The following is a 12,614-nucleotide window of genomic DNA, read 5'->3' on the forward strand; positions in this document are numbered from 1 at the left end:
CCGTCAGGCAGTGGTGGCGGGCAGCGTGGCCAGCCGCTGCCGGAGCAGGTCTGCGGTGACCTCGGCCAGCCGGAGCGGGTCGATCGGGTGCGAGACCGCGCCTTCGGCCCGCGACCAGGTCGCCAGCCAGGCGTCCTGCGGACGGCCGGTGATGACGAGCAGCGGCGGGCACTGGAAGATCTCGTCCTTCAGCTGCCGGGCGATGCCCATGCCACCGGCCGGCACGGCCTCGCCGTCCAGGATGGCCAGGTCGATCCCGCCCTTGTCCATGGTCTTGATCACGGCCGGCTCGGTCGCGCACTCGACGTACTCGAGCTCGGGCAGATCGGCGGCCGGCCGCTTGCCCAGGGCCAGCCGGACGGACTCCCGCGTCGTACGGTCGTCGCTGTAGACCAGCACCTTCAGCGGACGCTCTGAACTCATCGATCCATCCCAAGCTGTGTTCTAAGAAGACTGGACACCGCGAATGCTACCGGGGTGGCTGCGCGGCCCGGCGAGCCTGTTCCTCCAACCGGTCCAGCCGGCGATCCTCCCGGCGCGCCTCGCGCTGCGACTCGCGCACCCATTGGACGAACAGTACGGCGAAGAACACCACGCCGATGAGGTCACCGGAGCCCCAGAGCAGGCCGCCGGCGATGTACTGGTCGCGCAACGGCGACGGCGGCCAGGAGCGGCCGAAGCTCGTGTACCAGTCCTCGGCGATCAGCTTGTTCGCGGACATGATCGTGATGCCGAGGAACGCGTGGAACGGCAGTGTGAGGAATATCAACAGCAGCCGGAACGGGTAGATCACGCGCCCCGGCACCGGGTCGATCCCGAGCAGCGGCCAGAAGAAGAGCGAGCCGACCAGGATGAAGTGGACATGCAGTAGGTCGTGCAACACGGTCGAGTGCAGGGTGGCGTCGTACCAGCCGCTGAAATAGAGCGCCCAGGGGCTCAGCACGAACAGGGTGAAGCCGACGAGCGGGAAGCAGAGCACCTTCGCGAGCCGGGAATGCAACACGGAGAGCAACCACTTCCGGGGACGCTGCGGAAGCGTCCGCAACGCCAGCGTGATCGGCGCGCCGAGCGCCATCGCCAGCGGCGACAGCATCGACAGGATCATGTGCTGGACCATGTGCACACTGATCAGCACCGTGTCGTACGTCCCCAGCGCCGATTGGGTCGCGATCACGGCACTTCCGAGCCCCACGCCGACGAACGAGAACGTGCGGCCCCGGGACCACTTGTCACCCCGCTTGCGCAGCTTGTGGACGCCGTACAGATAAAGGCCGCCGAGGATCACGATCACGCCGAGTAACACCGGTTCGAAGGTCCATGCCGTCAGCAACCGCAGCGGCGTGAACGGCTCGATCTGGTCGCCGGGCGTGGCGTGGAGGGGAAGCACGCTTCAACAGTAAGAACAACGAGTTGACGACATGCATGGGGGTGGTCGTGGCGGTTGATACCCGGACCGACATAATGACGGCGTGGCCACTGCAACCGCGCTCCCAGCGTCTCGTGAACACGGACACCACGACCGTCCCAGCATGGTCAGTGTCGGCACGATCGTCTGGCTCTCGAGCGAACTGATGTTCTTCGCCGCCCTGTTCGCGGCGTACTTCACGATCCGGTCGGTGACGACCGCTTCCGCCGCGCCCGGCACGGAGACGCTCTGGGACGTCTCGACCGCGCAGCTGAACGTCACGTTCGCCTCGGTGAACACGTTCATCCTGGTCGCGTCGTCGTTCACCTGCCAGGCCGGTGTGTTCGCCGCCGAGCACGGCAAGGTGGGCCGGACCGGCCCGCTGGCGAATCCGCGCAACTGGGGTATGCGTGAGTGGTTCATCCTCACGTACCTGATGGGCGCGACCTTCATCGCCGGCCAGGTCACCGAGTACGCGAACCTGGTCCACGAGGGCATGACGATCTCGTCGTCGCCGTACGGATCGGTCTTCTATCTGGCCACCGGGTTCCACGGTCTGCACGTGACCGGCGGTCTCATCGCTTTCGTGTTCGTCCTGGCCAGGACGTACATGGCTCGTAAGTTCACCCACGAACAGGCCGTCTCGGCGATCGTCGTGTCCTACTACTGGCACTTCGTCGACGTGGTCTGGATCGCCCTGTTCGCGACCATCTACCTGCTCAAATGAGTGAGAAGAGACTTTCCTTGTCACCGGCGCGCTTCCTCTCCGCACGTCGACGGCACCGGTCAGCCGGCCTCGTCGTGCTCCTGTTCGGCCTCTTGGCAGTGGGTTCGGCGTACGCCGCCTTCGCCCCTGACAACGCGGTCGCGGACAACTCGGCCCAGTCCCAGCAGATCGAGGAGGGCAAGAAGCTCTTCGCGGTCGGTTGCGCCAGCTGCCACGGCCTGAACGCCGAGGGCGGCACCAACGGCGAGGGCAAGATGGCCGGCCCGTCGCTGATCGGCGTCGGTGCGGCCGCGGTCGACTTCCAGGTCGGCACCGGCCGGATGCCCGCGATGCAGACGGGCTCGCAGGTCCCGCGCAAGGAGCCGGCCTACACCCAGGCGGAGATCGAGGCGCTGGCCGCGTACGTCGCCTCGCTCGCCCCCGGCCCGGCGGTCCCGGCGCAGGAGTCGTACGACGTCAGCAAGGCCACCGACGAGCAGGTCACCCGCGGTGGCGAGCTGTTCCGCACCAACTGCACGGCCTGCCACAACTTCGCCGGCCGCGGTGGCGCACTGCCGAACGGCAAGTACGCGCCGTCGCTGATGGGCGTCAGTGAGAAGCACATCTACGAGGCGATGCTGACCGGCCCGCAGCAGATGCCGGTCTTCTCCGACCAGGTGATGACGCCGCAGGACAAGCGCGACATCATCGCGTATCTGAAGGCACTGCAGAATCAGAAGGACCCGGGTGGCTTCGGTCTCGGCCGGCTCGGCCCGGTCTCGGAGGGTCTGTGGGGCTGGCTGGTCGGTATCGGCCTGCTGGTCTGCGTAGCGGTCTGGATCGGCGCCAAGGGCGTCAAGGCCAAGGGAGCGAAGGCCGAATGAGTCACGACGAGAACCTTCCCGCCGTGAAGGCGGACGAGGAGCACAGCCAGGTACAGGTGGCGGAGCCGATCCCGGACCCGGGCATCGAGCCGCACGAGTACCGGATCACCGACATCGACCCGAAGGCGGCCGACCGGGTCGAGCGCCAGGTGTCGACCATGTTCACCCTGGCCGCCCTGCTCGCGCTCGGCTCGTGTGTGGCGTACTTCGCCATCCCGCGGGACGGCCGGATCGTCTTCGGCCCGCTGTCCGGCAACGCGAACAACATGACGATCGGCCTGTGTCTGGGACTGGCGCTGTTCCTGATCGGCGCCGGCGCGATCCAGTGGGCCAAGAAGCTGATGGTCGACGAGGAGATCTCCGAGGAGCGGCACCCGGCGAACTCGTCGCCGGAGCAGATCGCCGAGATCACCGAGGCGTTCAAGCAGGGTGCCGCGGAGTCCGGTTTCGGCCGGCGCAAGATGATCCGCCGCTCGCTGATCGCCGCGATGGCCCTGCTCGGCCTGCCGGCCATCGTGCTGCTGCGCGACCTGGGTCCGCTGCCCGGCCGCAGCCTGTACAACACGATCTGGGCGAAGGGCATCCGGGTCGTCAACGACGTCACGGGCCGCCCGATCAGGCCCTCGGACATGGTCATCGGCCAGTTGGTGAACGCGATCCCGTCCAACCTCCAGGCGCTGCAGGACGTGAGCGCGGTCGCGTACCAGAACCAGCGGGCGAAGTCCGCGGTGATCATGGTCCGGATCAGGCCGAGCGAGATCCAGACCCCGCCCGGGCGGGAGAACTGGGGTGTCGACGGCATCCTGTGCTACTCCAAGATCTGCACCCACGTCGGCTGCCCGATCTCGCTGTACGAGCAGACCACCCACCACGTGCTCTGCCCGTGCCACCAGTCGACCTTCGACCTGGCCGACGGCGCCAAGGTCGTCTTCGGCCCCGCCGCCCGTCCGCTGCCTCAGCTACCCTTGACGGTGGACAGCGAGGGCTACCTGGTTGCGCAGAGCGGCTTCCTTGAGCCGGTCGGCCCGAGCTTCTTCGAACGAGGGTGACTGCAGTGTCAGACAAAGAGTTCCCCGGGCCGGTCAAGTATCTCGACGATCGCCTCGGGATCGGCAAGATCGGCCGGAAGAACCTGCGCAAGGTCTTCCCGGACCACTGGTCGTTCATGCTCGGCGAGATCGCGCTGTACAGCTTCATCATCCTGATCCTGACCGGCATCTTCCTGACCTTCTGGTTCAAGCCGTCGATGGCCGAGGTCGAGTACCAGGGCTCGTACAGCCTGCTCAAGGGCCTGCACATGTCCGACGCCTACGCGTCGACGCTGAACATCTCGTTCGACGTCCGCGGCGGGCTGCTGATGCGGCAGATCCACCACTGGGCCGCGGTGCTGTTCATCGCCGCGATGATGGTGCACCTGCTCCGCATCTTCTTCACCGGCGCGTTCCGCAAGCCGCGCGAGCTCAACTGGGTGATCGGGTTCACGATGCTGTTCCTCGGCATCATCGAGGGCTTCATCGGATACGGCCTGCCGGACGACCTGCTGTCCGGCACCGGTCTGCGGATCACCCAGGGCATGATCCAGGCGTCCCCGGTGATCGGCACGTATCTGAGTTTCTTCATCTTCGGTGGCGAGTTCCCGGGCGACCAGATGGTGTCCCGGTTCTTCACCGTGCACGTGCTGCTGATACCGGGGTTGATCCTTGCCCTCGTCACGGTCCACCTGTTCCTGGTCGTGTACCACAAGCACACGCAGTACCCGGGTCCCGGCCGGACCAACAACAACGTGGTCGGCTACCCGCTGATGCCGGTGTACATGGCCAAGGCCGGCGGCTTCTTCTTCGTCGTCTTCGGCATCACTGCGCTGATGGGCGCCCTGCTGCAGATCAACCCGGTCTGGCTGTACGGCCCGTACAACCCGTCAGAAGTGACGGCGGGATCCCAGCCGGACTGGTACATGGGCTGGCTGGAAGGCTCGGTCCGAATAATGCCCGGCTTCGAGTCGCACTTCTGGGGCATCACACTGAGCTGGAACCTGATCATCCCGGCCCTGCTGATACCTCCTGCCTTCGTCACCCTGGTCGCGGCCTATCCGTTCATCGAGGGCTGGATCACCGGTGACAAGCGCGAGCACCACCTGCTGGACCGGCCGCGCAACATGCCGACCCGGACCGGTATCGGCGCCGCGTTCATCACCTTCTACGCCCTGCTCTGGATCGGTGGTGGCAACGACCTGATCGCCACCCACTTCGGGGTGTCGCTGAACCACGTGACCTGGTTCCTCCGGTTCGCGGTGTTCCTCGGCCCGGTGCTGGCGTTCTGGGTGACGCGGCGGATCGCGATCTCGCTGCAGCGCGCCGACAACGACCGGCTGCTGCACGGCCTGGAGACCGGTGTGATCGTCCGCTCCCCCGAGGGCAAGTACACCGAGCGGCACGAGCCGATCGGCACCTACGAGTCGTACACCCTCACGGCCCGGGACCGGCTGCTGCCGCTCGACATCGGTCCGGAGACCGACGACAACGGCGTCCGCGCCCCGCGCCGGGCCCTGAACAAGCTCCGCGCGCGGCTGTCCCGGTTCTACTTCGCCGACGCGGTGCAGAAGCCGACCCGGGAGGAGCTCGAGGAGGGTCACGAGCACGCTCACGACTCCGACGAGATCCACGACCTGAGCGAGACGGAGACCTACCGCGAGGTCACCAGCGACCGCTCCTGACGTCGTACCGAACGAGAAGGCCCCGGCATCACGCCGGGGCCTTCTCGTTTATCCGAGCGCCTGGGAGACCGCGGTCAGGTAGTCCTTGACCAGCGATTGGTCGCCGGGGGCAAGGGCTTGGGTGATGGCGATCAGGCCGTCGAGGAGCGGGCCGAAGAACTGCCAGCCGAGGGCGATCGCGGTGTCGGAGACCTGGAGGTGGGCGCTGCGGCCGTCCGAGCGGCTTCTGAGGCGTTCGACGTGACCGGCGGCCTCCAGCCGGTGGATCACGGCTGTCGTCGCCTGAGAGGTCATCCCGAGCTGCTGAGCGAGCCAGCTCGGCGTGGCGTCCAGGCCGGCCCGTTCGGCGTCCAGGAGGCGGATGAGCGCCCGTACGTCGGTGCCGTGCAAGCCGGTCGTCCGGGCGAACTCCCCCGCCGCCAGCTCGAGCCGCACCGCGACCTCACGCAGCAGGTGCACCACCTCCAGCGCTGCCGCCCGCTCGGGATCGGCCGGCCGTACTCCTTCACGCATGCCAACAGATTACCTCACTGAGTGAGCTATTCTCGGCTCATGACCTTCCAGGACGCGTACGACGCTCTCCTCGCCCGCTGGCGAGTCCCGGTGGAGCAACTCGAGCTCCCGGACGAGTTCGGCACCACGCACGTGAACGCCTGTGGCCCGGCCGACGGCCCACCCGTCGTACTGCTTCCTGGGTACGGGGCGACCTCGCCGGTGTGGTTCGCCGTCGCGCCGCGGCTCGCTGAGCGGTACCGCGTCTATGCGATCGACCTGATCATCGACGCGGGTCGCAGTACCAACACCGGCCGGAGGCCGAAGACGCCGGACGACCTGCATACCTGGCTGACCAACAGCCTCGACAAGCTCGGGCTCGACCAGACCGCGCTCTGCGGTCACTCGTACGGCTCGTGGATCGCGCTGACCTACACGCTCGCGCACCCGGACCGCGTGCGCCGGCTGGCGCTCATCGACCCCACCGACAGCTACCTCGGCCTCCGACTCCCCTATGTCCTGCGAGGGTTGCCGGGTCTTCTCCGCCCCTCGAGGGATCGCACGACGTCGTTCCTCCGCTGGGAGACCCAGGGACTACCTGTCGACCCGGGCTGGCTGGAGCTCGCCGGCCTCGCCGCCGAGCAGCCGTCCACCCCGTTCGTCCGCCCGAAGCACCCCACCGACGACCAACTGCGCACCCTCCCCGCTCCCCTGGTCTTCGTCGCCGGCCGCACCAAGAGCCACAACCCCGACAAGCTCACCCAGCGCGTCACCACGCTCACCCCGTCGGCCACCGTCGTACGCCTGCCCGAAGCCACCCACCACTCCCTGCCAACCCTCCACGCCGACGAGGTCGCGCCGGCGCTAGCCCAGAACTTCTCCGCCTGAAACAAACGACCCCCTCCCGGTTGCTCATGGCGACGACCTCCGCGACCTGCCGTTGAAGCCTTGAGTTGAGCTCGGCAATGAGACACACCGCATCCAATGCGGTCCAGACCTGAACAGCTGATCATTCTTATGTGGCCAAGTGCAGGGCAATCAAACCCAACGGTCGGCGCTGCAAGAATCCTGTCAAGGAGGAGGGCATGCGCTGCTGGCAACACAAGCACGCGCCAGTCGCCAGGCCCAAGCGCTCCACAACACGGCGAAGGGCTTCGAGTGGCGCTCGATCGATTGGGCAGCGACGGACCACCGTTCGAAGAACACCAAACCGCAACTCGCGCGGCAATGCGACCAGGCGCTCACGCGCGGGCCGCAAGCCAACCGAGCCGCGAGATCGCTCCTACGACCGCCTCACACCTGCAAAACAGGAGCGAGTCGACAGCGCTATTCAATTCTGCGCAGATGCAGTCACCGATGGCTGGCAGGAGGCCGTCGCTGGGCGCGCCGCTGACTACGCATCATCGGAGACGTTCAGAAAGCTCATCCGTGCGAGGCGCCGTCGTCACTGTAAAGCGCTCGCAGAGGTCGCGAAGCTCATTCTCGCGGCGAAAGCCAAGGCGCATGAACTCCTTGGTGTGCTTGGTGGCGGAGTCTTGTCCTTGTTCGGTCTCGGCGACCTCGCGAAGCGGTTCGCTCGGGAACTGATCGAACACATCCCATTGCCTCTCGATGCGAAGGCGATCGCCGCTGCTCGCGGTGTGCAAGTCACCGGTGTTCTGCTGTGCCTTCTGAACGGCGAAGACTTGCGCCGCTGTCAGTGCTTCATCGATCTCGCACTCGAGCAATCGAAGACGGCGGTGAAGAAGATCATGACGACTGCGATGGAGGATTGGACCCAGCTCGCATGGTTCGGTGCAAAAGCTTGAGGGCGGTCCGAGTGCGTCGGACCGCCCTCCAAATCAATCCCCACTCAGGAGAGGGCGGAGCCGGCCTTGTAGGCGGCCCAGGTGGTGTTCCAGTCGGTCCAGCCGTTGCCGGGCTCCATGTGGCGGGTGGTGCCGGTGACGGTGACCGGGTCGCCGCGCAGCGTCTGGTTGTAGAACCACTGGGCGTCCGCGAGGCTCATGCCGACGCAGCCGTGGCTGACGTTCGCGGTGCCCTGGCTGCCGGCCGACCACGGCGCCCCGTGAATGAACTCACCGGAGCTGGTCACCCGCTGGGCCCACTTCACGTCGCTGATGTTGTAGTAGTTCGGGTCACCCGGCTTGATGCCGATCGTCGCGGCGTCCATCCGCTTGGTGGGGAACTTCTCCATGATCACCTTCACCCCGCTGCGGGTGGTGAAGCCGTCCTTGCCGGCGGTGATCGGGATGGTCCGGGCCAACTTGCCGTTGATCATCACGGTCATCGTGTGCTTCGTGACGTTCACGGTGCTGACGACCGACTTGCCGATCGAGAACGCGATCTTGCGGCTGCTCGTGCCCCAGGTGTTGTTGCCGGCGTTGACGCCCTGGGTGTCGATGTTGACGGTCACCTTGGTGCCGGCCGGCCAGTAGTTCATCGGCCGGTAGTTGACCTGCTTGTTGTTCACCCAGTGCCAGGTGCCGGTGACCGGGACCGAGGTGGTCACCTTCAGCCGCTTCTCCACCGCCGCACGGTCCTTGACCGGGTTGTTCCAGTAGATCTGGATCGGCAGCGCGACGCCGACGGTCTCCCCGTTCAGCGGGACGACCGAGGCCTTCAGGCTCTTCGTCGCCCTCAGCGTCTTGAAGTTCGAGCTGATCGGCACGGTCCCGCCGTCGGTGCCCTCGGCGGAGCCGCTCAGGGTGTACGACGCGCCCGGCTTGAGGTGGTCCGACGAGGTCCACTGGGTCTTGTCCGTGTTGAAACTGCCGTCGACCTTGTTGCCGTCGTCGTCCTTCAGCGTGACCTCGGACAGCTTGCCCTGGGAGGTGGACACGGTCACCGGCTTGTCCGGCTGCACCGACGACGCGCCCTGGGCGGGCACGATCGTGAGATTCGCCGCGGCCGGATCGTTCGGAGTCGTCGACGCGCCCGGGGTCGTCGACGCGCCGGGTGTGCCATTGCCCTGCGTCGTGGACGCACCTGGTGTTGACGGGCTGTTGCCGCCCGCCTCCGTGTCGCTGCACGCCGTGCCGGCCAGCAGCAGCACACAGATCCCCGCCACGGCAAGGCCGTGCTTCCTCACCGAACCGCTCACCATTCCCCAGCTCTCCCCTGTTTGGTCAAACCGCCGCAAGGGTAACCCGCCGAACGGACAGTCCCGTGCAACACACCGCCACACCGGAGTGGTACGGACCACAACGGCCTGTTACCGGTGGCGTCTCTAAAGACGCACGAAAACGCCGCCCGGTTCGTTCCCGGACGACGTTTTCGTACGATGCTCAACTAGTGAGCGTGGTCACCGCGGTAGTACTCGAAGATGAAGCCGCTCAACGTCACGATGCCGATGCCGCAGCCGGCGATGAACAACCACCAGCCGAAGACGATCCCCAGCACGGCCACCGCCAGCGTCAGGGCGGTCCACAGCGGCCACCACGAGTACGGCGGGAAGAAGCCGAGCTCTCCGGCTCCCTCGACGATCTCGGCTTCCTTGCGATCCTCCGGACGGGGGTCCATCCGGCGGGCGGTGATGCTCAGGTAGAACGCCACCAGCAGGGACAGGAAGAACGTCATCACCAGCGCCGTGGTGCCGGTCGGGTCGTTCGACATCAGCCAGTAGATCGGCGTGACGACGACCACGAACACGCTCAGGATCCCGAAGACCCAGGCTTCGATCTTCACGCCTTGTCCTTCCCCTCGGCGTCGCTATCCGCGGCGACGACCTGCTCCAGGTGCTCGACCCGGCCCTTGTCCTCACCCGCGTCCAGCAGGTTGTCCTGGCCGGCCCGGTTGTCCGGATACTCGGCGAGGGCGAGGTCGGCGTGGTGCAGGTCGAACGCCGGGCTCTCGGACCGGATCCGCGGCAGCTTCTCGAAGTTGTGCCGCGGCGGCGGCGAACTGGTCGCCCACTCCAGCGACCGGCCCCAGCCCCACGGGTCGTCGACGCCGACCTTCGGCGACTTGCGCGACTTGTAGACGTTGTAGAAGAACGGCAGCATCGACAGGCCGAGGATGAAGGCGCCGACGCTGGACACCTCGTTCAGCGTCGTGAAGCCCTCGTTCGCGCCGTACGACGCGTAGCGCCGCGGCATGCCCTCGACACCGAGCCAGTGCTGCACCAGGAACGTGGTGTGGAAGCCGATGAACAGCAGCCAGAAGTGCAGCTTGCCGAGGCGTTCGTCGAGCATCCGCCCGGTGAACTTCGGCCACCAGAAGTAGAACCCGGCGAACATCGCGAACACCACGGTGCCGAAGACCACGTAGTGGAAGTGCGCGACCACGAAGTACGAGTCGGACAGCTGGTAGTCCAGCGCCGGCGAGGCCAGGATGATGCCGGTCAGACCGCCGAAGAGGAAGGTGGTCAGGAACCCGATCGCCCAGAGCATCGGCGTGTCGAACGACACCGATCCGCCCCACATCGTGCCGATCCAGTTGAAGAACTTCACCCCGGTCGGGACCGCGATCAAGAACGTCATGAACGAGAAGAACGGTAGGTTCACCGCTCCGGTGACGAACATGTGGTGCGCCCACACCGCCACCGACAGGACCGCGATGCCCAGCGTCGCGCTGACCAGGCCGATGTAGCCGAAGACCGGCTTGCGGCTGAACACCGGCAGGATCTCGGTGATGATGCCGAAGAACGGCAGCGCGATGATGTAGACCTCGGGATGCCCGAAGAACCAGAACAGGTGCTGCCACAGCAGTGGCCCGCCGTTCCCGGCGTCGAAGACGTGAGCCCCCAAGGCTCGATCCGCCTCCAGCATCAGCAGCGCGCCGGCCAGGATCGGGAAGGCGATCAGGACGAGGATCGACGTGACCAGGATGTTCCAGGTGAAGATCGGCATCCGGAACATCGTCATGCCGGGTGCGCGCATCGTGATGATCGTCGTCACGAAGTTGACCGCACCGAGGATGGTGCCGAGACCGGCCATCCACAGGCCCATGATCCACAGGTCACCGCCGATACCCGGCGAGCGGACCGCGTTGGACAGCGGGGCGTAGGCGAACCAGCCGAAGTCGGCCGCACCGCCCGGGGTGAAGAATCCGCTGATGGTGATCAGGCCGCCGAACAGGAACAGCCAGAAGCTGAACATGTTCAGCCGCGGGAAGGCCACGTCGGGGGCGCCGATCTGGATCGGCATGATCTCGTTCGCGAAGCCGACGAACAGCGGGGTCGCGAACAGCAGCAGCATGATCGTGCCGTGCATGGTGAAGAGCTGGTTGTAGACCTCTTCGTTCACGATCTGCAGACCCGGCTTGGCCAGCTCGGCCCGGATCACCAGCGCCATCACGCCGCCGATCAGGAAGAACGCGAACGACGTGATCAGGTACATGTGGCCGATCAGCTTGTGGTCGGTGGTGGTCAGCCACTTGACCGCGATCTGGCCCTTGCTGCGCCGCCGCGGCAACACGGTGGTGCTGGTACCGATAGCGCCGGTGCGCTCGGCGATGTCGGTCACTTGCCGCCCTCCTGCTCCCCGTGACCGGGAATGGTGGTCGCGTCCGAGCCGCCGGTGGCGGCGCCGGTCTGGCCCTTGGCGGCCAGCTCGCGCAGATGCGCGTCGTACTCGTCGCGGGAGACCACGTTCACCGAGAACACCATCCGGCTGTGGTAGAGCCCGCAGAGCTCGGCGCACTTGCCGGCGAAGATGCCGGTCTTGGTCGGGGTCAGCTGGAACTTGTTCGTCCGGCCGGGGATGACGTCGAGCTTGAAGTAGAACGACGGCACCCAGAAGGAGTGGATCACGTCCGGCGAGGTCAGCACGAACTCGACCGACTCGTCCACCGGCAGCCACAGCTGGGCGGGCTTGGACAGTGTGCCGGTCTCCCAGACGCCCTGCTGCCCGTCGACAGTGTCCTTGTAGTTGAAGGTCCACTGCCACTGCTGGCCGACCACGTTGATGGTGTGGTCCGTGCTGGCCGACATCTTCGTGACTTCGTTGCCGTGCTCGATGGTGTAGAAGAACAACACCCCGATGATCGCGAACGGCGCCAGCGTGTAGAGCACCTCCAGCGGCAGGTTGTACCGCACCTGCCGGGGGGCGTCGTCGCCGCGCTTGTGGTATCGCACCACGACCCACAAGATCAGGCCCCAGACCAGCACGCCCACGATCAGGGCGGCGATCCAGGCACCGACCCAGAGGCTCTCGATGGCCCCGGTCCGATCCGATGCACCCACGGGGAGACCGAACCGTTTCCACTGCTCCTTGGTCGCCTGCGAACAACCGGTCAGCAGCAGGGTGCCGAGCACCACTCCCGTACCGACCAGCAGGCGTCGCTTCGCCGGACGTGTGGCGCCGGCAGGTACTGCCGAGCGCTCCTCCACTCCGGGCGTGCCGTTCGAACCCACGGGGCGCCTTTCCCTTCCCAAGTGAGACTGACGACCAAACACTACTGGACACCTTTGGC

At 66.3% G+C, this 12,614-nt stretch carries 13 protein-coding genes; 6 read left to right on the forward strand and 7 right to left on the reverse strand.

Translation table 11 applies throughout. The annotated features are described in order from the left end of the window. Positions 1 to 3: 3 nt before the first annotated feature. A complete protein-coding gene (locus tag OG876_RS39720) occupies positions 4 to 423 on the reverse strand; it encodes an Rv3143 family two-component system response regulator (RefSeq protein WP_328521886.1) in 420 nt (139 codons plus the stop codon). A gap of 46 nt (positions 424 to 469) precedes the next feature. After that, positions 470 to 1,387, reverse strand: coding sequence for a cytochrome c oxidase assembly protein (locus tag OG876_RS39725; RefSeq protein ID WP_328521887.1), 918 nt, complete (start codon positions 1,385 to 1,387; stop codon positions 470 to 472). An 82-nt stretch (positions 1,388 to 1,469) separates the two neighbouring features. Between OG876_RS39725 and ctaE the strand changes: the two genes are divergently transcribed. The 4 genes from ctaE to qcrB are packed head-to-tail and all read left to right on the forward strand — an operon-like array spanning position 1,470 to position 5,708. After that, positions 1,470 to 2,132, forward strand: coding sequence for an aa3-type cytochrome oxidase subunit III (gene ctaE, locus OG876_RS39730; protein WP_442914060.1), 663 nt, complete (start codon positions 1,470 to 1,472; stop codon positions 2,130 to 2,132). Next, a complete protein-coding gene (gene qcrC, locus OG876_RS39735; protein WP_328521889.1) occupies positions 2,129 to 2,995 on the forward strand; it encodes a cytochrome bc1 complex diheme cytochrome c subunit in 867 nt (288 codons plus the stop codon). Before ctaE ends, qcrC begins: the two co-directional genes overlap by 4 nt. Continuing rightward, on the forward strand, positions 2,992 to 4,044 hold the full coding sequence (gene qcrA / locus OG876_RS39740) for a cytochrome bc1 complex Rieske iron-sulfur subunit (protein WP_328521890.1): 1,053 nt from the start codon (positions 2,992 to 2,994) through the stop codon (positions 4,042 to 4,044). The genes qcrC and qcrA overlap by 4 nt, the downstream gene beginning before the upstream one ends. 5 nt (positions 4,045 to 4,049) lie before the next feature. Continuing rightward, positions 4,050 to 5,708 carry a cytochrome bc1 complex cytochrome b subunit gene (gene qcrB, locus OG876_RS39745; protein ID WP_328521891.1) on the forward strand — a complete coding sequence of 553 codons (1,659 nt, stop codon included), beginning with the start codon at positions 4,050 to 4,052 and terminating at the stop codon, positions 5,706 to 5,708. Positions 5,709 to 5,756: 48 nt separating this feature from the next. Here qcrB and OG876_RS39750 read toward each other — a convergent pair whose 3' ends face one another. Further along, on the reverse strand, positions 5,757 to 6,221 hold the full coding sequence (locus OG876_RS39750; protein WP_328521892.1) for a MarR family winged helix-turn-helix transcriptional regulator: 465 nt from the start codon (positions 6,219 to 6,221) through the stop codon (positions 5,757 to 5,759). Positions 6,222 to 6,260: 39 nt separating this feature from the next. Between OG876_RS39750 and OG876_RS39755 the strand changes: the two genes are divergently transcribed. Together OG876_RS39755 and OG876_RS39760 are read left to right on the forward strand one after the other, a co-directional pair. Beyond that, entirely contained in the window at positions 6,261 to 7,088 is an 828-nt protein-coding gene (locus OG876_RS39755) for an alpha/beta fold hydrolase (protein WP_328521893.1), read from the forward strand. A 197-nt stretch (positions 7,089 to 7,285) separates the two neighbouring features. Continuing rightward, positions 7,286 to 8,008, forward strand: a complete 723-nt coding sequence (locus tag OG876_RS39760) for a hypothetical protein (protein WP_328521894.1) — start codon at positions 7,286 to 7,288, stop codon at positions 8,006 to 8,008. Positions 8,009 to 8,052: 44 nt separating this feature from the next. Here the strand turns inward: OG876_RS39760 and OG876_RS39765 are convergent, their stop codons facing one another. The 4 genes from OG876_RS39765 to ctaC all read right to left on the reverse strand — a co-directional run bounded on the left by OG876_RS39765 (position 8,053) and on the right by ctaC (position 12,555). Next, positions 8,053 to 9,291, reverse strand: coding sequence for a L,D-transpeptidase (locus tag OG876_RS39765; RefSeq protein WP_328521895.1), 1,239 nt, complete (start codon positions 9,289 to 9,291; stop codon positions 8,053 to 8,055). A gap of 200 nt (positions 9,292 to 9,491) precedes the next feature. Beyond that, positions 9,492 to 9,887 (reverse strand): cytochrome c oxidase subunit 4, encoded by a 396-nt coding sequence (locus OG876_RS39770; protein WP_328521896.1) that lies wholly within the window; start codon positions 9,885 to 9,887, stop codon positions 9,492 to 9,494. Further along, the gene (gene ctaD / locus OG876_RS39775; protein ID WP_328521897.1) at positions 9,884 to 11,665 is read right to left on the reverse strand and encodes an aa3-type cytochrome oxidase subunit I; all 1,782 of its coding nucleotides are present in this window, start codon (positions 11,663 to 11,665) and stop codon (positions 9,884 to 9,886) included. The genes OG876_RS39770 and ctaD overlap by 4 nt, the downstream gene beginning before the upstream one ends. Then, positions 11,662 to 12,555: an aa3-type cytochrome oxidase subunit II gene (gene ctaC / locus OG876_RS39780; protein WP_328521898.1), complete on the reverse strand. Its 894-nt coding sequence runs from the start codon at positions 12,553 to 12,555 to the stop codon at positions 11,662 to 11,664. Before ctaC ends, ctaD begins: the two co-directional genes overlap by 4 nt. Between the last annotated feature and the right edge of the window lie 59 nt (positions 12,556 to 12,614).

Origin of the sequence: Kribbella sp. NBC_00359, assembly GCF_036097425.1 — a bacterium.
In the GTDB taxonomy this organism is placed as follows: domain Bacteria; phylum Actinomycetota; class Actinomycetes; order Propionibacteriales; family Kribbellaceae; genus Kribbella.

Bases quoted from the DNA above. Each gene is read 5' to 3' on its own strand.
- OG876_RS39720 (WP_328521886.1), bottom strand. From the start codon at position 423: ATGAGTTCAGAGCGTCCGCTGAAGGTGCTGGTCTACAGCGACGACCGT.
- qcrC (WP_328521889.1), top strand. From the start codon at position 2,129: ATGAGTGAGAAGAGACTTTCCTTGTCACCGGCGCGCTTCCTCTCCGCA.
- qcrA (WP_328521890.1), top strand. From the start codon at position 2,992: ATGAGTCACGACGAGAACCTTCCCGCCGTGAAGGCGGACGAGGAGCAC.
- OG876_RS39750 (WP_328521892.1), bottom strand. From the start codon at position 6,221: ATGCGTGAAGGAGTACGGCCGGCCGATCCCGAGCGGGCGGCAGCGCTG.
- OG876_RS39755 (WP_328521893.1), top strand. From the start codon at position 6,261: ATGACCTTCCAGGACGCGTACGACGCTCTCCTCGCCCGCTGGCGAGTC.
- OG876_RS39760 (WP_328521894.1), top strand. From the start codon at position 7,286: ATGCGCTGCTGGCAACACAAGCACGCGCCAGTCGCCAGGCCCAAGCGC.